This window comes from Peribacillus frigoritolerans, assembly GCF_001636405.1.
GTDB classification, from domain to species: Bacteria; Bacillota; Bacilli; order Bacillales; family DSM-1321; genus Peribacillus; species Peribacillus frigoritolerans.
Window position 1 is genome coordinate 1,199,744 of record NZ_KV440950.1, and the last position, 21,112, is coordinate 1,220,855.

A 21,112-nucleotide genomic window follows, 5' to 3' on the forward strand; every position below is an offset into this window, starting at 1 on the left:
CAATTATGTACATTGCTTTTATTTTTCGCTAAAATAAAAGGTATAATGAATGCTTATATAGTTTATTGATGATAAAAGATAATGAGGTAGAAAAAAATGATTGCAAAAACAGAAGATGATTTTAATGGTTTGAAGGAAATTGGCAAAATTATTGCCTCCATTAGAGATGAATTGGTACAAAGAACAATTCCGGGCATAACGACCAAAGAACTTGATGATATAGCCGGGGAACGTTTAGAACAAGCGGGTGCAGTTTCAGCTCCAAAAGGTGAATATGATTTTCCTGGCTATACTTGCATCAGCCTAAATGATGAAGTGGCGCATGGCATTCCGGGTGATCGGGTTATTCGTGAAGGGGATATAGTAAATATAGATGTATCTGCTTCAAAGAACGGTTATTTCGCAGATACAGGAATCTCATTTGTAGTAGGCGAAGGAGAAGAAGTATTAGCGAAATTATGCGACGTCGCCAAAAAGGCATTTGAAGCGGGCCTTAAGAAAGCAAAACCCGGTTCCAAAAAAAGCAGAATCGGAAAAGCGGTGTTCGAAACAGCGAGACAGCATGGATTCACGGTTATCAAAAACCTTACAGGACATGGTGTTGGACGTAGAATACACGAAGCACCTGACCATATTTGTAATTATTATGATCCATGGGATAATGACATATTAAAGGAAGGGATGGTTATCGCATTCGAACCATTCATCTCAACCTTTGAAGAAGAGGTATTCCAAAAAGAAGACGGTTGGACCTATGCTACAGAAAAAAGCTTTGTAGCTCAAGTGGAACATACGATTATCCTTACTAAAAATGGACCGATCATTGTCACGCTTTAATTCAAACATAGACAGAAAAGACGATATAAGTAGTTCGCCTGAAGTAACATATAAACTCGTAACAGTTTAAAAGAATGTTTCTCGCATCTAAAGGAGTTGCTTTTGCAGCTCCTTTTCTTATCGAACTAAAGGGGCAGGTTAAGCAAAGTTTCTTCAAACTGTTTCTCTAACAGATAATTTATTCACCTTGTAATCGTAACTCCATATAATGAAAGTAGATAGGACAACTCTCTCCTGTCCTATTTATTCCCATCCGGTTCATTTGAAGTAACTATTCTTAGCAACGAATAGTTACTTTTTTTAGTTACAAAGAATCTTCACCAAACAAGTCAATTAGCTGATTTCTCTACCCGTTTTTTTATTAAGGATCATCCACTCCACTATGACAAAGTTGAGAAAGAGCCCTGCCCAAATGTTCACATTCAAAACTTTCTCGATCATCTTATCTCTTCCTTCTGGAAGCATAAATCCATTAATGGTGTACCAATATGTGTAACCAGTATAGAATATTGTGTTGTCGAAGTAATATCTACACGGCTGTTAGCAGGATTTAAAGTTAGATAGGGGATCATGAAAGGAATCATAATCCCAACCGGAACTATAACTAAAATCCACTTGCATCATACCTTTTTTAACTCCTTTATATGTTTGTACGTGACAAGCAGAATTTTAGGTGGTTTTAGAGTCATTCGATAATTTTTTCCCTAATGGTGTCAGAATGCCATCAATCGTGGAGGAATTCTTTTCACGCAAATAATTTTCCAGTTCAGCTTCATCCTTTTTCATGTTGGACCGATTCAATGTTTCACGTTCATTGGAGTAGGTCATGAAGGGGACACTATATCCGCAAGAGGTTTGGACTTTATGAATTTTGGCTAAAATGATTTGTCTTGCACCGGGCATCATTTCAAAATGACCTATCATCCGATCCCATTCTTCTGTTTCAGGCAGAATCACCTTGCCTGAACCATATAAGCGCAAGATCATCGGCGGACCTTCAAATGCACAAAACATAAAGGTGATCCGGGCATTTTCATTAATATGTCCGCTTGTTTCGTTACCACTCCCGGTTAGATCCAAATACGCAATTTCGGTAGATGATAGGATGCGAAGGGTATCATACCCTTTTGGAGAAAGGTTTACATGCCCCGCCGCATCCAAAGGTGCCGTTGCAATAAAAAACAAATGCTGTTTCTTTATGAAGTTTTGATGCTCAGCCAACATTTCCGGAAAATACTTTGCCATCATTATTCCCTCCAAAGAAATCCATTTTAAAATATAAGTTCTCTATTAATGAGTGGATTACCTTTTTCAGCTATACTGCCCTGATGAAAAAAGCGATAGCTGCATACAGCGCTCATTTTCCCTTTGAGAATCCGGCTGACCTTTATGAACGATATTAATTTTAGATTACAAGGGTGATTAAGAATTTGAGATTTTCCAGTATTGTACTATGATAAATTTATATTGTTTGAATTTGGAAGAGTATGGGAGAGTGACCGTACTCTTACAGAATCATTTAAGGAGTGGTAGAATGGCACGTGTTTTATTTATTAATGCTGGATCAGAAGGACATATCAATCCAACTATTGGAGTTGTGCAGGAGCTTATTTCGCGTGGAGAAGAGGTAGTGTACTTTACGATAGAGTCTTTTCGGGAACGTATAGAGAGGACGGGAGCTACTGTACGAACAATTGAAGGTGAAAAATTTATAGAAGCTTTTCTCTCAGGGGGAAGAAATTATTTACTCGAAAGAATCAATGGTCTTTTACATACGGTAGATATCGTCATACCTAGCGTGCTTGAACAGATCAAAGGAGAGCATTTCGATTACATCATCCATGATTCCATGTTTGGCTGTGGACGTATGCTTGCCCAAATCCTTAAGCTTCCCGCAATCAATTCTTGTACTTCTTTTGCACAGACAAAAGCAACATTCGATAAAATGCTGGAACAGCTTTCTAAAGAAATCCCTCCAGAAATAGGTAAACCTATACACGATGAATTTCAAAGACTGACCGCAATGGTGAAGGAAAAATATGATGTGGAGATCCATTCTGCTTACGAAGTTTTTTGTAATCCTGCACCACTTTCAATCGTTTATACAACTAGGGAGTTTCAACCTTTTAAAGAAGCATTCGACCAAGCTTACAAATTTGTAGGTCCGTCCATCTCTTCACGAATAAAGCAGGATAACTTTGACCTTGCTGATATCAAAGGAAAAAATCCCCTTTACATTTCGCTTGGGACAGTTTTTAACCGGTCTCTTGATTTTTATAAGCTTTGTTTTGAAGCATTTGGAAAAAGCGATCACACGGTGGTCATGTCGGTCGGTCAACAAACCCCGCTAATTGAATTAGGAGAGATCCCCAAAAACTTCATTGTGAAAAAATACGTTCCACAAACGGACGTGCTAAAATACACTAAATTATTTATCACACATGGCGGAATGAATAGTACCAATGAGGGTCTCTACCATGGAGTTCCGCTAATTGTCATCCCTCAAAGCGCGGATCAGCCGATGATTGCAGGGCAAGTTGCCAGTATCGGAGCCGGTATTACATTACAAATGCAAAGCTTGACTGCAAATCAGCTGCGTGAGGCCGCAGATCATGTGTTAAACGACCCAACCTTCCATAAAACTGTTTCAAAATTAAAAGAATCCTTTCAAAAATCGGGTGGATATCACCAAGCTGTTGATGAGATTTTTGAATTTAAAAGACAATACGATATTTAAAACTTTTTCTTATGATACTCTTTGGGCATGAAGAGCGTTGACCTAAAAAGGTATTGTCCTTTTTACATAGAAAAATAAAATGGGGGACTTATATGGAAATTTGTTTAATTGGTAGGGGAAGTCACACGAATAATGAATTAGTTGAAGTGTTCCTGGAACTTTCAAAAATGATTAAACCTGAAGCTAGGATTTTAATAATCCCTTTTGCAACCGACAATTCCAGGTATGAAAGTTGGATGGCAAGTATTACACAAGCCTTTTCAATCATGGAGAATGTAAGTATTGAATTATTAAATGAAGACCTTTCAGGCAAAGAAATGAAAAAGTCTATAATGGAACATGATATTCTTTATTTTATAGGTGGAAAGCCAGAAAGGTTAATCCATGTAATTGAAGAAAAAGGACTTACCGCAATTATCAAAAACTTTCAAGGTTTAATCATTGGATATAGTGCGGGTTCATTAGCTTTCGGCCATGATTGCATAATCACAAAAGATAAAGACTGTCCAGAAACGATAGTGATCAAGGGCTTAGGATTAGTGGGGTTTAGCGTTGAGGTCCATTACGAGGATAATATAGATGGAGAATTATTTCCCCTATCAAATGAACGAAAGATATATGCAATACCAAATGGAAGTGCAGTTTTCTCCAAGAACGGGGAACTATATAAAGGTATAAATGATATCTATTCCTTTCAATATATGAAAAAGAAAATAGTGAATTCCAAAGTCTTATAAAACAGGCAGGCGCTTTATCCCAATTGGAGCAAGGTCGCAGGAAGTTAAGGATAGAGAAAAGGAGACTGCAATGAAAGTAAATTTAATGATCTTCATTACATCAATAAAAGAACAAGAAAAGAATAGGTTAGTGATGAAAACATTTGAATCTGATATTCGTCCTGTTACAGGGGATATAATCGATGATCCCGGGTTCGATCCACGATTTCATAATGGATATGAGGTTGTAAAGGTTACCATAAATTATGCTTCGAATGAATGTTTGGTATCCCTGCACCCGCTTGCGATCGAAATCGAGGAAATCAGGATGGAAACTTATTTGGAGAAACTGGAAGCACACGGTTGGCGTGCTGTCTCAAAAGAGGAATTGAAAAGTATACAAAAATGATATAAGGAGTATGAAAATGGAAAAATACTCGACAACCACTTTAAAGATGAGTAGAAATTTTGATGTAATGCCTGAAAGGGTATTTGATGCATGGTTGAACCCCGGGATGATGAGAAAATGGCTTTTTACATTGGAGGGGACAAATAAAGTGGCACGAAATGATCCTCAAGTGGGAGGAACTTGGGAGATTATTGATCATCGCGATGGAAAAGATTATCGGGCGATAGGGGAGTACCTTGAAATGGACCGTCCCAATAAATTAGTGTTCACTTTTAAAATGCCGCAATTCAATGAAGCGGCAGATACAATTACAGTTGAGCTGAAAGAACTTCAAAAGGGCTGTGAAATGACATTTTTACAAAACATCACCGTTCCTCATGAAGATAATTGGACACAATCCGATATCGAAAAAGCACTCGGAGAGTATCACGATGGATCTGAACACGGCTGGAATTTAATGTTTATGGGACTGAAAGAATTGGTTGAAACTGGACAAGTCAGCTATAAAGGCTAATAGTCGTTGGCCGCAGTTTTTAGACAAAAGGGAATCGGAATCGCATCCCTAACCCTGAAGATTGGAATGGATTGAAGAAATCAGCTGGAACGCAGCAGGAGGAATTCTTTTGGCGGCCATTGTGTTCAACCAAGGACAAGCAGTCACTATACCGACATCCATTACATATTTATCTGCTTTGTTCTATTTAACTATATTCGCTTCCTTTGGAGCTTGGCTATTTTACCTCAAGCTTGTAGAAAAGATAGGTGGGGGCGAAAAGTGGATACATGGTTGCCCTTTTTCCGGCAATTGGAGGTATAGCTTCAGTGATGATTGGTGAATCAGATCCAACCATTTTCTTGGGAGCTGGCTGTCTTTTCAGTTGATTAAGTGCGGCGATTGCATTAGGTTTTGGCATGAATATTGGTAAAAGTAATTTGAAAGAGAAATGTAATTCGATTTACAGAGAGGGATGGGACAATGGAAAGTAAATGGCCAACTGAAATGAAAGTAGCGCAGATCCGGGTTGCACGTCCTACTGATCAACTAAAAAAGGTAGTAAACTTCTATTGTGAAGGATTAGGATTGAAAAAAATCGGTTCTTTCGAAGGGCACGAAGGATATGACGGCATCATGATCGGACTTCCGGATTCCAGCTATCATCTGGAGTTTACTCAACATAAAGATGGCAGTCCTTGTCCTGCCCCATCAAAAGATAATCTGCTTGTCTTTTATATTCCTGAACGTAAAACCATTGAGGAAATCACGAATAGGTTGAAAGGTATGGGCTATGAACCGGTTTCTCCGGAGAATCCATATTGGGAAAAATCAGGTGTTACCATTGAAGATCCGGATGGTTGGAGAATTGTATTGATGAATTCGCCCGGCATAGGAAATTAAATTTCACAAAGGAAACGACCGAAAAGCACCATGCTTTTCGGTCGTTTTGGGTTTATTCGTGATCCCGCCATTGATGTGAATGCACTGTCCTGTTATATAAGCACCTTCATCAGATGCTAGCAGCACATAGGCGCCCGCATGATCTGCCGGCTGCCCAGGGCGGCCAAGCGGTGCCTCTGTGCCGAACCCGGCAACGGATTGTTCGTCGAACGTCGCCGCGATCAGCGGAGTCCAAGCATTCAGCTTTTTTTTGTGCCATTCTATGGGGAAAGCGTGAAACTCACGAGTAAAACGCTGAAATTCACGAGTAAATCGGCTAAACTCACGAGTAAAAGCGTGAAACTCACGAGTAAATGGCTAAAACTCACGAGTAAACGCCGATTCGACAAATAAAAGCGTGAAAAATTCACGAGTATATGCCCCAATATACGCATAATAGCCCCAAACTCACTGGAAATGCTCCAAAACTGGTCAATTGGCTGTATAAAGGTGTAAAGGAGATTGAAGAAGGCAATGATTTTCCTTTCGTAAGCAGTTATTGGTTTTGGCGGGTTTTGTTTATCGTAATCAGTTTATTCATCATTTTTACGACTGTAAATTCATTCTTTCGCTGAAAAACCCAAATTTTTGTAATGATTTATTTAGCCTTGGACATACTTAATGAAGATATCAATAACTAACATTTAATTAAGGAGGAAACCCAATGGCTAACGAAAATATCCAAATGAAAATGGAACATATTTGGCAGGATACATGTGGATCATGGGAAAATTGTACGGAAGCCACAATTCAGTCATTTTTGGCAAAATCTGAAGAAAGCAATATTGACCCGCAATATTGCATGAGCTGGGTGGAACAACATAAAGCCCAAATACCTGAATGGGATGCCGTTTCAAAAGTATCGCTCGACTGGGTTAATCAACATACCTCAACGGGTTCACCCATTTCAATCAAGGATGATTATTAAAAAGATATATTCTTTCTGCTTATGACTGGTTCGAACTCTACTATGGTTAAGAGGTGAAGATAGTTGTCAAATCATGAGGAACAAAACGGTCAAACAAATCGTCGGGATCCAGATTACAGAGTTAATGAGTGGGATAAAATGAATGGTGAAGATAAATTTGTACAATCAGCCATCCAAGAGGAATTCAATAATCCGGTAATCGAAGAAACAATCTTGAAGTTCAATAAAATAGCGAATGAAGAAGAAAAAGAAACTTGATTTTGGACGCCCCTATAGGGCGTTTTTTTTTTGAGAAGGCTCTTTTCGTAAAGGTTGTTGTTTTTAAAACGAAACTATCTAAGGTTGATTGGAGCGGAAGTGCGAGACTCCTGCGGGAGCGGCGGTACAGGTGAGCCCCCACAGGCGTTTACGCCGAGGGGGCTCACCGCCCGCCCCGCGGAAAGCGAGCATCTGGAGGGGAAATCAACCACACCTCACTACTTGGTAAATAGCAACAGAGTATGTGAAAACAGCCTTTGAGAAAGACGAAGGAGCCGTTAATAAATGATTATGCAAAAGAACATATCTTTACTTTTCAGATTTATAATATACAAATAAAGGGAAATGGCATCTTAGTATCGTATAAAGCATAGTATAAATCGTTTTAATTAATAAAGTTGGCAATGGGAGTGAAGATCATGGAAGCAGCGGTAGAACGAATTTTTTCTAATGAATTGGTGAAATTGGCTGGGGATTTTTTCCAAGTGAATGCTGGGAATCCGGTTAAACTTGGAGATGCAGAGAACTACGTTTTTGAGGTTTACAGGGATGGGACACCATATATCTTAAGAATGACCCATCAATCACATCGTACAAGAGATCAAGTGCTTGCGGAGTTAAAGTGGATTGAGCATTTACAGAATAATGGGAGTGAGATTCCTAAAGTTCTCTTTTCGATGGAAAAGAATTTAGTTGAAATTGTAAAGGGCTCGGATGGTACGGAATTTTATTGTTGCCTGTTTGAAAAAGCTCCTGGTGTTAGGATGAAAGTCACTGATGAAAATTTCGATGGACCTTTATTTTTTGAATGGGGAAGAACCATTGGCCAAATGCATAAACAAACAAAAAGCTATAAGCCTGAAGCGAAATATAAACGGCTGGATTGGTTCGAAGAGGAATTATTGAATGTCCAGCTCTATCAATCCGATGTACCGGAGCAAGTGATCCGCCAACAAGAAATAATCAACAAGCATTTAAATGACCTTCCCGTTCATCAAGATAATTTTGGCTTGATTCATTCTGATATACATAATGGCAATTTCCATTATCATGAGGGGAGGATTCATGTTTTTGACTTTGATGACTGTTCTTATCACTGGTTTGCCAGCGATTTGGCGATCCCTCTGTACTATCTGATGTGGAGTTTGGAACGTGAAGGGATAAAAGGGCTCGATGAATATGCTGCCAAGTTCATGAGGGAATTCATAAAAGGGTATGAGACGGAAAATATCCTGGCACCTGTGGAATACGAAACGATTCCTCTATTTTTAAAGCTAAGGGATTTAACGTTATATAACTTTTTCCATAAAAAGTATGATTTGAAGAATGCGGATCGTTCATTATCCAATACCGTTCAAAAAATTGAACAAAGAATCATGGAAGGCCGGACTATTGTTCACTTCGATCCGAACATGGTTCATTAAGGGGGATTGGAATGCCAGGAATGAAAAATAATCGGCTTGCATATAAGATCCGGACTGGTGTATTGGAAGATGCGGAAGCGGTTTTGGATGTACAGAATTCCGTTATTTCCGAAGGCGAGTATTTTATTGCCGTATCGGAGGAGTTCAATAAAACACCTGAACAGCAACGAGATTGGCTACGAAGGTTATTGGAAAATGAGCGGGAGACCATCATCGTGGCCGAAATGAATGATGAAGTGGTTGGATGGATTGCCTTTCAATCGGAAAATAGGAAGAGAATGTCCCACAAGGGCTCATTTGGGGTGATGATCAGAAAAGATTTCAGAGGGATGGGAATGGGAAAAGAGCTTATTGAGGCGTTATTGGATTGGGCAGAAGCCAATCCGTTGATTGAAAAGGTGAGTTTAGGAGTTTTTTCAACAAATCATCGGGCAATATCATTGTATAAACGGCTGGGGTTTGTTGAAGAAGGCCGTAAAATCAAAGAATTCAAGATGAGCGAAAGTGAATACGTTGATGACATTATCATGTACAAATTGGTTTAAACAGACCGAAAGAGCATGAATGGATTCCATACATGCTCTTTGCGGTTTGGTTATGTATCTATTTTTATAGTAAAACGTTATGCATTATCTAATTACTCTTACCTTCACTTGCTTTCTTCCCCACGTTAAAGCATCCGCTTCTTTTGCGATGAATACATCGATTCTGTTTCCTTTGATCGCACCGCCCGTGTCTGCAGCGATGGCTTGTCCGTAGCCTTCGACTTCCACGATGGAGCCTAGCGGAATCACGTTCGGATCGACTGCTATCAGTTTGGCATCATCATATTTTTCTAAATCGACACCCATTCTTGTAGTGCCTGAACATCCTTCGCAGCTTGCTGTATAAGCTGTACTTGTAACCGTCAGTTCTTTAACGGCTGAGCTTGCTGAACTGGCTCTTTCTTGTAATTTACTGAAGGTCCGTGCACCGGCTATACCGTCAGCGGATAATCCCTTTTGCTTTTGAAAGTTCATGACTGCTTGTTTTGTACCTGTTCCATAAATGCCATCGACCGTTGATGAGTAAACACCCCAAGCTTTCAATAGCCTTTGCAGTTCAGCTACAGGTCTTCCCATATCCCCGCTTTTCAGTGTCTGTATTTTCTTATTCGTTTGTGTTCCTGATATTCCATCGACTTTCAGCCCTGATTTTTCCTGAAACTTCTTTACGGATTCCTTTGTAATCGGTCCGTAGTAACCTGTTGCTTCATGATAGGGAAAAACCCCTTTTGTCAGTAATAATTCTTGTAATTCTTTAACATCACTATTACTCATTCCAAATGAAAGTGTGCGATCCAAAGCTGCGGCTTCGCCTTTAGTTGGCATGCAAACTCCTAGAATGAATACAGAAGCCGTTAGGATCGTTAATAAAATTTTCTTCATGTTTATCCTCCTCGTTGTTTCCTGCAATTAAACAATTCGTTAAACTATCACTCTTTTAGGCGCAGTTAAGGAAAAACACCGCGAAGGCACTAAGTAATTGTTAAAACATGTAACAGAAAGAAAAGAAATGAGGCGGACATCGGGTTACCATATCCTTATTAATTGTCGAATTATGGGAAAAAATCAAGTTTCATATGAAACTAACGGAACCGTTTTGTTGAACAGGGGCATTCATTCATGTACGTTTAAGTTAATAGAAATCCTATTGCAAGGTTGAAGGAGGAAATCATATGATTAAGGCAGTTATTTTTGACTTTGATGGCTTAATTTTAGACACGGAAACGGTTTGGTATGAGGCCTATAAAGAAACGATGGCTTTTTATGAATCTGATTTGCCTCTCGAACATTTTGTTACATGTATCGGAACCGATAACACTGAGCTAAATCAGTACTTCAAAGATCAGCTGGGGGAAAGGTGTAATATTGAAGAAATTGAATCCAGAGCAAAAAGCCTCCATGAAGTAAAGATGAAAACAGCACAGGCACGTGAAGGTGTGAAGGATTATCTAGAAGAAGCAAAGAGAAATGGATATACAATCGCCCTCGCTTCAAGCTCGACAAAAGAGTGGGTCACTCATCATTTGGGGGAACTCGGACTGTTACACTATTTTGAAGTTATGATTACAGGGGATGATGTTGATAAAGTTAAACCAGCGCCTGATTTGTATGTAAAGGCAATTGAAGTCCTAGGCATTCAGCCTACAGAAGCCGCAGCATTTGAAGATTCGTTAAATGGGCTTCAAGCGGCCCTGACTGCTGGGTTAAAGTGTGTAATCGTACCAAATCCCGTGACGGAAGCTTTAGCTTTTGAAAACCATCATTTACGCCTCCGATCCATGGCGGATAAGAGCTTGTCTGACGTTATCAAGCATATTGAGCAATAACAGTTCAACGGTAATTATAGTAAGATGAAAGAATGAAACCGCGCCGAAGATGGCAGAGTCTTCGGTTTTTCCAGTTTTAATGAATGTTATATTTTGGTGTGGGGGATGAGTTTATGGGATTGCAAACGAATGACGAAGGAGTCCGGCTGCGGGAGGTCAAGGAGAGTGATCTTCCTATCTTTTTCGAGCAGCGATTGGATCCTGCCGCAAACTATATGGCTGCTTTCACATCAAAGGATCCATCAGACAAGGCGGCTTTTTTGACACACTGGAAGAACATCTTATCGAACCGTGATATTCAAAAAATGACCATACTCTGCAACGGGTGTGTGGCAGGCAGCATTCTCAAGTTTGAACAGTTTGGTAACCCGGAAGTGAGTTATTGGATCGGGAAGCAATTTTGGGGTAAAGGGATCGCTACATGTGCATTGCTCCATTTTTTGCCGGAAATAAAAATCCGCCCTCTTTATGCCCGCGCAGCCAAGGATAATTTTGCATCCATCCGGGTGCTGGAAAAATGCGGATTTGAAAGATGCGATGAGGACAAAGGATATTCCCATGCAAGAGGCAAAGAGGTTGAAGAATTCATTTTGAAACTTGAAAGTTAAGATAATAATAACAATATCGTTTAGCCTATGAGGAAACGGGTGACATTCAATGGGATATAAGATTTTTTCCATCATTTTTATTTTATGCGGTCTTTTTATAATGTGGTTCGCCATATTTGGCAAAAAGAAAGAGATCAAAGAGATCGGCATACCAACGAATTTCATCGATGTAATTTTAATGATGATATATAAGCTCTTACCTTCCATTTTTAGAAAAATCCTTCTATTTGCATTGGGTCTGGCTATTTCTATCGGATTTACCTATATATTGTTTAAATTATAGTGAATTTTCCTTATTAGATAAAATAATCCTGAAACTTTCTCCTTACGAAATCGTATAAAATGGTAACGATCTATAGGAGTTGTTGCTATTTCGAAGAAAAAAAGTGAAGGCAGTGTTTAGGATAATGGGGGCGGGAAGTTGACGCCGGCGGAGGCATTGGTTCAATATACCCAATTAGAAGAATATCAGTATAGTAATAATATGCATAATATGGTAATGTTGAATTTGTGTGATTTTGGAAATTCATAAAAAAGGAAGGTATTATATGTCTGAAGCGGTTCTTAAGGTTCAATCCTTAACTAAAAAAATTGGAAAAGCAACCATCGTAGACAATGTTAGCTTTGAAATAAAAAGCAATGAAATATTTGGTTTACTTGGTCCCAATGGTGCTGGTAAGACCACGATCATCCGTATGATCACAGGTCTCATCAATCGTACGGGCGGTACGGTCATGATCAATGGCAGTGACCTCGATCATGATTTCGAAGGTGCAATGCATGAATTGGGGGCCATTGTTGAAAATCCGGAGTTCTATAAATATATGACAGGCAGAAAGAATATCCTGCATTATGCCCGGATGTCATCCAATGACATATCCAATGAGAGAATAGAAGAGGTCATTAAGCTTGTCAAACTGGATCATGCCATCGATAAGAAGGTTAAAACCTATTCATTGGGAATGCGCCAGCGCCTTGGCGTGGCACAGGCCATTTTACATAAACCGTCGTTATTGATTTTTGATGAACCGACGAACGGCTTGGATCCGCAAGGGATTCGCGAGTTTCGTGATTATTTGAAAGTACTGGCAAGTGAAGGCGTCGGGATATTGATTTCATCACATTTACTATCGGAAATGCAATTGATGTGTGATAGTTTTGCCGTTATCGAAAAGGGAAAACTGATCCATACGAAAGAACATATTGTTGATGAAAAAACCGAAACGATCAATGAAGTGTCATTCACCGTCAGTGATGGGAAGCTAGCTAAAAAAATCCTTCAAGAACAGTTTGCGGATATCACGATCCTAAAAAATGGAGCGAAGAAAATCTCCGTATCGGCCACCAAAGAACAAACGGCCCATATAAACAGGAGTTTTAATGCAAATGATCTGGATGTCTTTGAAATTGGCATAACCAGAAAATCGCTGGAAGATAAATTCTTCGAAATCACTGAGCAGGAAATGAGGGAGTCTGTATGATGTCCTTAGTAAAAAATGAATGGATGAAAATCTTTTCAAAAGTATCAACTTATATATTCATCGCTTTTCTATTATTGGCAGCATTAGGGGCTGCGGTCATCGATTATAAACTAAGTCCTGACGAAACGAATAAAGATTGGAAGCAAGAGTTAAACGCTGATATCCAAGAACAGGAAAAGGCTTTGGAAGCTAAGGAAATCAGTGAAGAAGAAAAAGCCGCCATCATGGAAGACATTAATTACAACAAGCAACTGTTGGCTGATAATATAAACCCTGACTTAAACACGAATTGGACCTATATGGCTGAATGGACTACAACATTAACATCATTTGTCACTTTATTCGTCGTCATTGTTTGCAGCTCGCTCGTTTCCTCGGAATTTTCCGATGGTACCATTAAACAACTGTTGATCAGGCCTTATAAACGTTGGAAGATCCTTCTTTCCAAATATATTACTTCCTTGTTATTTGCAGCGTTACTACTTGCGAGCCTGCTTATATTCAGTTATCTAATCGGAATCATATTCTTTGGCAATGGTTCGTATTCAGACAAAATCATGGATCCTGCATCTTTCGAATTCAGTCCGGTGGTAGTCGGCGAATATTTCGTGGACATGATCGTGTACTGGATACCAGGTTTCCTGGTCATCACGACCATCGCTTTCATGTTAAGCACATTATTTAAAAACCAAGCACTTGCAGTAGGTATATCCATTTTCATCCTATTTGCCTCTTCGACATTAAATATGGTCATTCAATCATTCATCGGAAAATACGAGTGGTTAAAATTCGTCCTATTCCCCCATCTCGATTTAAGGGGCTATATTTCCGGAACGATAGACATGTTCGATGGAGCTACACTTGGATTCTCGATGGGTGTACTGGGAATCTATTATCTTATCTTTTTAGCGCTAACTTTCTTATTCTTCCAGAAAAAGGATATCACTAATTAAATAGAGCGAAAAACCGAAATCAGTGGCTGATTTCGGTTTTTCTTATGCAACAGGAATGTTGCTGCTTAGAATCTGACATAAAGTGAAACCTTTATCCAAAATTATCCGTATAAGATAATATGAGGATATTCAGTTGGCTTTAGGGGTGTAAAATGAATGAAAACAAGGTTCTATTAATTGGACTTATAGGATTTTCTTTATTTCCAATGGGCATGATGATAGCACAATAGACAGTTGCTGGCGTAGTGATTGTAATGGGGATCAGTTCCTACCAGTTTGCTAGTCAGTAGCTCCATGTACATATGAACAATACACTGGTTAATTGCGGACTTAGCGGAAATAATCTGATAGAGATGGAGCAGATTTAAAGATGGGGAAAATGCATTATAAACGAAAGTTAGTCATTGTATTTACAATTATTGGAATAGTGTTAGGGTTCTATGTGTACTCGGCATTCTCTCAAAAATTGACAAAATCAACAGATTTGTCTGATGAATCTATCGGGGGATTTAAAGTGTTGGATAACATATCGAGTCCGGAATTCATTAGGGAATATGGAGAACCCATCGATCAAGATAATAATAAGGCTTATGATTATTATTATTGGAAGGGCGGGTTGAAAACGGCCTCTATCAATACAGACGAGGATAAAGGAAAAATCATGCGGTTGATCATTTCAAGTACGGACGATGACCAATTTGAAAACTCCCTTCAAACAAGCAAAGGCATTAAATTAGGAAGTAAGAAAGCGGACGTACTTTCGAAGTACGGAGATCATTATTATAAAAGTTATGAACAGGGAGCCGATATTATCGGATACATTGACCATAAACGAAATATTACCTTGGAATTCTGGTGTGTACCAGGAGGAAGGGTCGCAGAAATACGATTGGATGATGCAGATGTCATTTAATGATTTTTCACCAGCGTCCCCGATTATCGATTTTGGCCGTTTAAGTAAATAAGTAAGCGATGCGATAAAATAATATGTTCATAAAAAATTTCATCTATCATTACATCATTTATCCGATCACTTTTGTTGGGGTATATGCATTATTTGCTACTTTTAAGCTTGATGATACCCCCGTTCCTATAAGAGATGCTATGCATATGATTTTAATCTATTATTTTGCAATTAGTGTGTATAATGCTTTGCCTACCATTAAGTCTAACCGTAATAAAAAAGGCAGCCAATAAAACAGTACTCATTGGAATTTACATATTTTTGCATGAATTCCGAAACCATTTATCCACGTTATCCGTATATGTAAGTATGAACGGTGCCGGGAAGCTCCGGTATTTATGAGCTTTTATCATTTTAATAAATTTGGGAGATGAAGGATCATGAGCGAAAAGGGTTGTATGAAATGCGGAAGCAATGATGCTGCCAAGAAGGATGTAGCCATGACAGGAACAGGCTTGTCAAAAATGTTCGATGTCCAGAATAATCAATTTACGGTTGTGTATTGCAAGCAGTGCGGTTATTCGGAGTTTTATAATAGGCAATCATCTTCAGGAAGTAATCTGCTGGATCTATTCTTGGGATGACCATCGGCACGACAAGAATCCCCTTTTACATGAAAAGGGGATTCTTTTTTTTATTTTAGGAAGGGAATTGCTGATGGAACCGGACTGGGCCGCCAAAATAATGGAAGGCAGGGAAGACGAGATCATGACGACCTTGCCGCGCGATAGCAGGTGTACATTAAGTATTCCGGAACAAATGTGGGCGAATATCATTACTCGTGACGGCATGCCCAAGAAATGATAGTATAAATGTAAAAAATGGAAATTTCATGAGGGGAAATTAAATGAATAAAATAGCACTTCTTCAACTGTCTCTAGCCATGACAATCTTTGGTTCTGTCGGTTTCTTTTCGGAACTATCAGGACTTCCTGCATTGGAATTGGTTTTTGTTCGCTGTATTTGTGCTGCCGTATTCTTATGTGCAGCCTGGATGATTACCGGACATTTCAAGAACGAAATATGGAATGGCAGGGAGGTAATGCTCATCATTTTCTGCGCGGTGGCCAACTTGTTGAACTGGATATTCCTCTTTAAATCTTTTGAGCTGATATCGGTGACAATCGCCATTTCGCTTTATCATTTAGCGCCGATCCTTGTACTCATTATAGGGAGCCTCATTTTTAGGGAGAAAATGAATGTATTCTCCATCTTGGCCATTTCCCTTTGCTTCATTGGCACATTACTCATTATGGGAACAGATGGATTTCGATCATCATCTCCTGAATGGGAGGGCATCATGTATGGGATCATTGCTGCCTTTTTCTATGCGGCAACCATGCTTTTAGGAAAGAGCATTACAAAGACCAGTGTATATGCGACCACATTTCTGCAAATGTTCATTGGATTTCTATTACTGATTCCTTTTGTCGATTATTCCGTATATACAACGTTAAAATCTTCCGAATGGTTTTATACGGTGCTTACCGGCATCATCCATACAGGTGTCGTGTATTTGCTGTTTTTTAATAGTATTCGCCATTTGCCTACAAATGTAGTATCTTTCATGATTTTTGTCGATCCGGCAGTTGCCATCCTTTTGGATATTCTGCTTTCAGGATTTAAACCGGACGGGATTCAAATTCTTGGTATTTCCTTGATATTTATTGGGGTGGTCTATTCACTTAAAACGACTGGACCGACTGAAAATGATGTCATGCAGAAAAGGCCGCACACAATGTGAGGCCTTTTTCCTTTAAGCATGTACCTATTGATTAAAATGATAGACATCCCAAATGTCAGGGGTTTCTGATCCAATGTACCAAGCAGCTGCACCGCCAAGATGATTTTGTTTAACCAGGTCCATACGGAGCTTCATCGATTTTTTATCTTCTATCCAAATTTGATGCTTTTTCCCTTTGGAAGTATACACCACGTAATTTTGTTGCGTCTGTTTATCCCATACCTTTTTAAGTTTTTGAGTTGAAATGATTTTGTTGACCTCAGCCATGGTACGGTCATGACTTTTCACTTTTTTGGTCGACAAATCGGTTTCCCATTCTCTCGTATAAAATGGTACAGCCAATATAATCTTATGAGCAGGTACTTCTTTCATTAAAAGCTTGGTTCCTTCTTTGATCCAAGGTAACGAGGAAACGGACCCGGCTACCGGGCTCCCTCCCCAATGCTCGTCATACCCCATTATGATTATATAGTCCGCTATTTTGCCAAGTGCTTTCCTATCTAGGCTTTTTGACCAATAAGGGTCTTCATTTTCTCGGGTGACATCCACAGACACTATAATTCCATGCGGTTTTAGTGCCTTTTTCAGTTCGCCTATGAAAAGTACAAAGTCCTTCTTATTTTTTGGATCGATGTTTTCAAAATCTACATTTATTCCATCACTTTTCGTTTTAACAAGTGAATCGCGTAAAGCTGAAACTAATTTTTGGCGTTTTTTTGTATTGCCTAGTACAGAACCCGTTAACACAGGGTCAAATTTATTCCCGATAAGCTGCCAAACTTGTTTTCCTTGTTTATGTGCAGCTTGGATGTATTTTGTATCTACAGAAACGGAAACGTAATTACCGGTATCCGTCAGCGTATAAGAACGGGGAGATACTACATTCAAATTGGGGTGTTTAAGTTGCTGGGTATAGTTTTCTTTCGATCCGTTATGCTTCCAGCCCATGACGATACGGTTTTGCGCCTTATTTTGAAGCTGGGATTTCTTTATCCAGCCCTTTTTTCCGCCAAGCAATTGAACCTGGCAGTAATAATCCGGAACCTTCAATTTTTGGCCCACTTTAAGGGTAACCGTGCGTAAGTTATTTAATTTCGTCAAATCATTTGTGGTTACCTTGTATTTATTAGAGATCTTCCACAATGTATCGCCTGATACAACCTTATGAATCTTATATTTCTGGGGAATCTTCAGGTTTTGGCCAACAGTTATTTCGGAAGAGGTTAATTTATTTACTTTTTGCAGCTCACTTACTGAAACACCATATTGATTTGCTATTTTCCATAGTGTGTTTCCAGACTTCACTTTATGAATGATGGGCCCCGCGGAATCCCCAACGGAAGAAGAAATGATGGGAAACTCTTCACCCTTTTTTAAGGTCTTTAATAGAGTGGAACCTAATTTAGGAGAACTAAAAACTTTTGTATTGTCCACTTTAACAAAACCTATGGATTGGGTTTTACTTGATGAATGACCACTGGTTGGAAAGAGACACATACAAAGAAGGCTTAACATAATAAAACATCCAAAGAATTTTTTCACAATGATTTTATTCCCCTTTGTAAAATTTAACTTTACTAGTTTACTATGGAGAATAGCCATATAAATAGAGGTACATTGTGGAAAGGCATTTCTAACCATCGTGTGGGACGAATTAATCCGTAAGAAGGGCAATTGATTTGTAAGTAGAAGGGGAGGGTTTATATGTCAAATTTTGCATTACAGTTTTATGATTACAACATATGGGCAAATAATCAGATTTTCAACCGTTTAAAAGAGCTTCCAAAGGATGTTTACCATCAGGAAGTTCAAAGTGTGTTTTCATCAATATCGAGTGTGATGGCCCATGTGTATCTTTCCGATCTGGGGTGGGCGGAGGTTTTTTCCGGTAAAAGCATGAAACATGCATTAGAGCTGGCTGAACAACGGAAGGAACAAATGGAGTCAAAGGAATTGGAGGAAATGGAGGCCATGTTTTTTGAGTTGTCCGAGCGGTACAAATCGCTGCTTGGCCAAAAAGAAAATTTACATAAACCTCTTATAATTGAGAATCCAGCTGGCGGACAAATGAAAACAAGTGCAGCTGAATTGGTACCGCATGTCGTGAATCATGGAACCTATCATCGCGGCAATATCACGGCCATGTTGCGCCAAATGGGTTATGCCTCAACTTCGACGGATTATGGGCTGCATTTATTTTTAAAAGGAGAGTAACGGGTCTTCATTTGCTTACTGATGGGAATGTAAGCATTGACAGTCCTGTTAAAGTAAGTCCGCCTGTTATTTTGACGATAACGAAATCCTATATATGTGAACAGGTTAACCGGTTCTTCCTGGTTGGCCTTTTTTACGTTTGTCACTGGAATTGACTTGTACATGACATTTGTCATCTTCTAGTCATGACACCTGGTACTAATAAAATCAGGTTGGTTTCTTTATACTATGGATAACGACAAATAAAAGGAAGTGCAATTGAAATATGACCTTGCAAAATACGAAATCCTTGAGAAAACAAATTGCTCCTTTTGAACAATCAACGACAAAGCAAAGTATATGGCAGATCATCAATACCTTGGGGCCGTTCATCATTTTATGGTACCTAGCATATATAAGTCTTTCCGTTTCTTATTGGCTAGCTTTAATCCCAGCTGTGTTTGCTGCAGGATTCTTGACGAGAATATTCATCATTTTTCATGATTGTACGCATCATTCATTTTTCAAAGACCGCCGTGCGAATAGAATCGTCGGTACGATCATGGGTGTTTTGACTTTATTCCCGTTTGATCAATGGGGACATGAGCATTCAGTGCATCACGCAACAAGCGGTAATTTGGATAAGCGGGGTACAGGTGATATTTGGACCCTTACGGTAGATGAGTATTTGGCTGCACCGTTTAAACTTCGTTTTGCTTATCGTTTTTATCGTAATCCATTGGTCATGTTTGGTTTGGGGCCGATTTATGTTTTCCTTCTTAAAAATAGATTTAACCGTAAAGGTGCTAGAAAGAAGGAAAAAAATAATACGTATTTGACGAATGTATTAATCGTCGTTTTTGCGGCATTGCTTTGCCTGGCAGTAGGCTGGCAGTCGTTCCTTCTGGTACAAGGTTCCATTTTCATGATTTCCGGTTCAATCGGCATTTGGCTGTTTTACGTCCAGCACACATTCGAGGACTCTTATTTTGAAGAAAATGAAGAGTGGGAATATGTATTGGCAGCAGTGGAGGGAAGTTCTTTTTATAAGCTTCCAAAACTGATGCAGTTCCTTACTGGTAATATCGGTTACCATCATGTTCATCATTTAAGTCCAAGGGTGCCTAACTATAAATTGGAAATGGCGCATAATAATACGCAGCCTTTAGAGAACGTTCCGACGATCACTCTTGCAACAAGCTTGCGCTCACTCCGTTTCCGTTTATGGGATGAGGAATCCAAGAATTTCGTCGGTTTCAAGGACATAAAATATTTAACGAAAAAAAGTGTTCCCACTCAAGTGAAATCTGAACTGTAACGTTCATGTATCATTCCAGACTCCCTTAATAATCCTCGGATTTGGGGAGTCTTTGCTTCATATAAGGAACTCGATAAAGGAGAGAACTTAAAAATGATTCGAATTGTCATTGCAGAGAATCAGCAAATGCTTTTAGAGGCAATAAGTTCTCTACTCAATCTTGAAGAAGATATAGAAATTGTCGGGCAAGCCAGTAACGGAGAAGAAGCGATGGCTCTTGTACAGCAATTACGGCCTGATGTGTGTATCATGGATATGGAGATGCCTGTAATGAGCGGACTTGAGGCAGCAGAAGCATTAAGGTCATTTGAATGCAAAGTGGTCATTTTAACGACATTTCGAAGGACTGGTTATTTTCAACTCGCATTAAAGGCTGATGTAAGTGGTTATTTATTGAAGGATAACCCGGGTGAAGAGTTAGCCTGCTCGATTCGCTGCATAATGGATGGCAAGCGAATATACTCCCCAGAGCTTATTGATGGGCCTTCCAGCCATAATGGCCGGGAAATGGGAGTGTTAGGGCTGTTAGCCGATGGTCCATCCAATATTGAGCCGTCCAATCAAAGCGGCACAATTGGGACAGTAAGGAAGTATTTTTCGACGATCAAGGATAAAATGAAGTTACCGGCTGGTTAAGATTTGTTTCTTAAATTCTGTTGACACGTTTTTTTAAATTGTGTACGATGGATTAAATCATAATATTGAAAATTCTGTGATGAAGAGAGTAGTTCATTTT

General features: G+C 39.2%; 25 protein-coding genes, 2 pseudogenes and 1 other annotated feature (1 of these 28 only partly in view). Of the genes and pseudogenes, 23 read left to right on the forward strand and 4 right to left on the reverse strand.

Annotated elements, in window-relative coordinates; all coding sequences use genetic code 11:
* Nucleotides 1-96: 96 nt before the first annotated feature.
* Nucleotides 97-837: a type I methionyl aminopeptidase gene (gene map, locus A6755_RS05935; RefSeq protein WP_063590074.1), complete on the forward strand. Its 741-nt coding sequence runs from the start codon at nt 97-99 to the stop codon at nt 835-837.
* Nucleotides 838-1,506: 669 nt separating this feature from the next.
* Here the strand turns inward: map and A6755_RS05940 are convergent.
* On the reverse strand, nt 1,507-2,082 hold the full coding sequence (locus tag A6755_RS05940) for a pyridoxamine 5'-phosphate oxidase family protein (protein WP_063590075.1): 576 nt from the start codon (nt 2,080-2,082) through the stop codon (nt 1,507-1,509).
* A 289-nt stretch (nt 2,083-2,371) separates the two neighbouring features.
* On the opposite strand from A6755_RS05940, the gene A6755_RS05945 reads away from it, so the two are divergent.
* The 6 genes and pseudogenes from A6755_RS05945 (at nt 2,372) to A6755_RS05970 (ending at nt 6,095) form a co-directional block, all read left to right on the forward strand.
* Nucleotides 2,372-3,574: a macrolide family glycosyltransferase gene (locus A6755_RS05945; RefSeq protein ID WP_063590076.1), complete on the forward strand. Its 1,203-nt coding sequence runs from the start codon at nt 2,372-2,374 to the stop codon at nt 3,572-3,574.
* 92 nt (nt 3,575-3,666) lie between these two features.
* Nucleotides 3,667-4,311, forward strand: a complete 645-nt coding sequence (locus tag A6755_RS05950) for a Type 1 glutamine amidotransferase-like domain-containing protein (RefSeq protein ID WP_063590077.1) — start codon at nt 3,667-3,669, stop codon at nt 4,309-4,311.
* Between the two features lie 70 nt (nt 4,312-4,381).
* Nucleotides 4,382-4,699, forward strand: coding sequence for a hypothetical protein (locus A6755_RS05955; protein ID WP_063590078.1), 318 nt, complete (start codon nt 4,382-4,384; stop codon nt 4,697-4,699).
* Nucleotides 4,700-4,715: 16 nt separating this feature from the next.
* Entirely contained in the window at nt 4,716-5,213 is a 498-nt protein-coding gene (locus tag A6755_RS05960; RefSeq protein WP_063590079.1) for an SRPBCC family protein, read from the forward strand.
* 97 nt (nt 5,214-5,310) lie between these two features.
* Nucleotides 5,311-5,686, forward strand: a pseudogene (locus A6755_RS05965) (DMT family transporter); the annotation flags it as partial.
* Nucleotides 5,676-6,095 (forward strand): VOC family protein, encoded by a 420-nt coding sequence (locus A6755_RS05970; RefSeq protein ID WP_095679082.1) that lies wholly within the window; start codon nt 5,676-5,678, stop codon nt 6,093-6,095. The pseudogene A6755_RS05965 and the gene A6755_RS05970, both read left to right, overlap by 11 nt.
* A 3-nt stretch (nt 6,096-6,098) precedes the next feature.
* Here A6755_RS05970 and A6755_RS25885 read toward each other — a convergent pair.
* A pseudogene (locus A6755_RS25885) lies at nt 6,099-6,329 on the reverse strand (SDR family oxidoreductase); the annotation flags it as partial.
* Nucleotides 6,330-6,798: 469 nt separating this feature from the next.
* Here A6755_RS25885 and A6755_RS05975 point away from each other — a divergent pair.
* The 4 genes from A6755_RS05975 to A6755_RS05990 all read left to right on the forward strand — a co-directional run bounded on the left by A6755_RS05975 (nt 6,799) and on the right by A6755_RS05990 (nt 9,289).
* Nucleotides 6,799-7,062: a hypothetical protein gene (locus A6755_RS05975; protein WP_063590081.1), complete on the forward strand. Its 264-nt coding sequence runs from the start codon at nt 6,799-6,801 to the stop codon at nt 7,060-7,062.
* Between the two features lie 63 nt (nt 7,063-7,125).
* Complete coding sequence (locus tag A6755_RS05980) at nt 7,126-7,320, forward strand: hypothetical protein (RefSeq protein WP_063590082.1); 195 nt, start codon at nt 7,126-7,128, stop codon at nt 7,318-7,320.
* A 419-nt stretch (nt 7,321-7,739) separates the two neighbouring features.
* Nucleotides 7,740-8,744, forward strand: a complete 1,005-nt coding sequence (locus tag A6755_RS05985; protein WP_063590083.1) for a phosphotransferase enzyme family protein — start codon at nt 7,740-7,742, stop codon at nt 8,742-8,744.
* Nucleotides 8,745-8,755: 11 nt separating this feature from the next.
* A complete protein-coding gene (locus A6755_RS05990) occupies nt 8,756-9,289 on the forward strand; it encodes a GNAT family N-acetyltransferase (protein WP_063590084.1) in 534 nt (177 codons plus the stop codon).
* A gap of 84 nt (nt 9,290-9,373) precedes the next feature.
* Here the strand turns inward: A6755_RS05990 and A6755_RS27890 are convergent, their stop codons facing one another.
* Nucleotides 9,374-10,171, reverse strand: a complete 798-nt coding sequence (locus tag A6755_RS27890; RefSeq protein ID WP_063590085.1) for a peptidoglycan-binding protein — start codon at nt 10,169-10,171, stop codon at nt 9,374-9,376.
* 290 nt (nt 10,172-10,461) lie between these two features.
* On the opposite strand from A6755_RS27890, the gene A6755_RS06000 reads away from it, so the two are divergent.
* From A6755_RS06000 to A6755_RS06040, 9 genes are all read left to right on the forward strand, one after another.
* Nucleotides 10,462-11,115: an HAD family hydrolase gene (locus tag A6755_RS06000; RefSeq protein WP_063590086.1), complete on the forward strand. Its 654-nt coding sequence runs from the start codon at nt 10,462-10,464 to the stop codon at nt 11,113-11,115.
* Between the two features lie 113 nt (nt 11,116-11,228).
* Nucleotides 11,229-11,723 carry a GNAT family N-acetyltransferase gene (locus tag A6755_RS06005; protein ID WP_063590087.1) on the forward strand — a complete coding sequence of 165 codons (495 nt, stop codon included), beginning with the start codon at nt 11,229-11,231 and terminating at the stop codon, nt 11,721-11,723.
* A gap of 49 nt (nt 11,724-11,772) precedes the next feature.
* Nucleotides 11,773-12,006 (forward strand): hypothetical protein, encoded by a 234-nt coding sequence (locus A6755_RS06010; protein ID WP_053536344.1) that lies wholly within the window; start codon nt 11,773-11,775, stop codon nt 12,004-12,006.
* A 265-nt stretch (nt 12,007-12,271) separates the two neighbouring features.
* Nucleotides 12,272-13,204: an ABC transporter ATP-binding protein gene (locus A6755_RS06015; protein WP_034304310.1), complete on the forward strand. Its 933-nt coding sequence runs from the start codon at nt 12,272-12,274 to the stop codon at nt 13,202-13,204.
* Nucleotides 13,204-14,157: an ABC transporter permease gene (locus A6755_RS06020; RefSeq protein ID WP_174878699.1), complete on the forward strand. Its 954-nt coding sequence runs from the start codon at nt 13,204-13,206 to the stop codon at nt 14,155-14,157. Before A6755_RS06015 ends, A6755_RS06020 begins: the two co-directional genes overlap by 1 nt.
* Before the next feature lie 370 nt (nt 14,158-14,527).
* The gene (locus tag A6755_RS06025) at nt 14,528-15,070 is read left to right on the forward strand and encodes a hypothetical protein (RefSeq protein ID WP_063590089.1); all 543 of its coding nucleotides are present in this window, start codon (nt 14,528-14,530) and stop codon (nt 15,068-15,070) included.
* 431 nt (nt 15,071-15,501) lie between these two features.
* Entirely contained in the window at nt 15,502-15,705 is a 204-nt protein-coding gene (locus A6755_RS06035; protein ID WP_054399555.1) for a zinc ribbon domain-containing protein, read from the forward strand.
* Between the two features lie 73 nt (nt 15,706-15,778).
* Nucleotides 15,779-15,925 carry a hypothetical protein gene (locus A6755_RS26935; RefSeq protein WP_174878700.1) on the forward strand — a complete coding sequence of 49 codons (147 nt, stop codon included), beginning with the start codon at nt 15,779-15,781 and terminating at the stop codon, nt 15,923-15,925.
* 43 nt (nt 15,926-15,968) lie between these two features.
* A complete protein-coding gene (locus tag A6755_RS06040) occupies nt 15,969-16,865 on the forward strand; it encodes a DMT family transporter (RefSeq protein ID WP_063590091.1) in 897 nt (298 codons plus the stop codon).
* 24 nt (nt 16,866-16,889) lie between these two features.
* Here A6755_RS06040 and A6755_RS06045 read toward each other — a convergent pair whose 3' ends face one another.
* Complete coding sequence (locus A6755_RS06045; RefSeq protein ID WP_244889637.1) at nt 16,890-18,299, reverse strand: LysM peptidoglycan-binding domain-containing protein; 1,410 nt, start codon at nt 18,297-18,299, stop codon at nt 16,890-16,892.
* Nucleotides 18,300-18,569: 270 nt separating this feature from the next.
* Here A6755_RS06045 and A6755_RS06050 point away from each other — a divergent pair, with 270 nt between their 5' ends.
* From A6755_RS06050 to A6755_RS06060, 3 genes are all read left to right on the forward strand, one after another.
* Nucleotides 18,570-19,079, forward strand: coding sequence for a DinB family protein (locus tag A6755_RS06050; RefSeq protein ID WP_063590092.1), 510 nt, complete (start codon nt 18,570-18,572; stop codon nt 19,077-19,079).
* A gap of 265 nt (nt 19,080-19,344) precedes the next feature.
* On the forward strand, nt 19,345-20,376 hold the full coding sequence (desA, locus tag A6755_RS06055) for a Delta(5) desaturase DesA (protein WP_063590093.1): 1,032 nt from the start codon (nt 19,345-19,347) through the stop codon (nt 20,374-20,376).
* A gap of 93 nt (nt 20,377-20,469) precedes the next feature.
* The gene (locus A6755_RS06060) at nt 20,470-21,012 is read left to right on the forward strand and encodes a response regulator (protein WP_063590094.1); all 543 of its coding nucleotides are present in this window, start codon (nt 20,470-20,472) and stop codon (nt 21,010-21,012) included.
* 67 nt (nt 21,013-21,079) lie between these two features.
* Nucleotides 21,080-21,112: a binding site (T-box leader), on the forward strand; it runs 186 nt beyond the window's last position.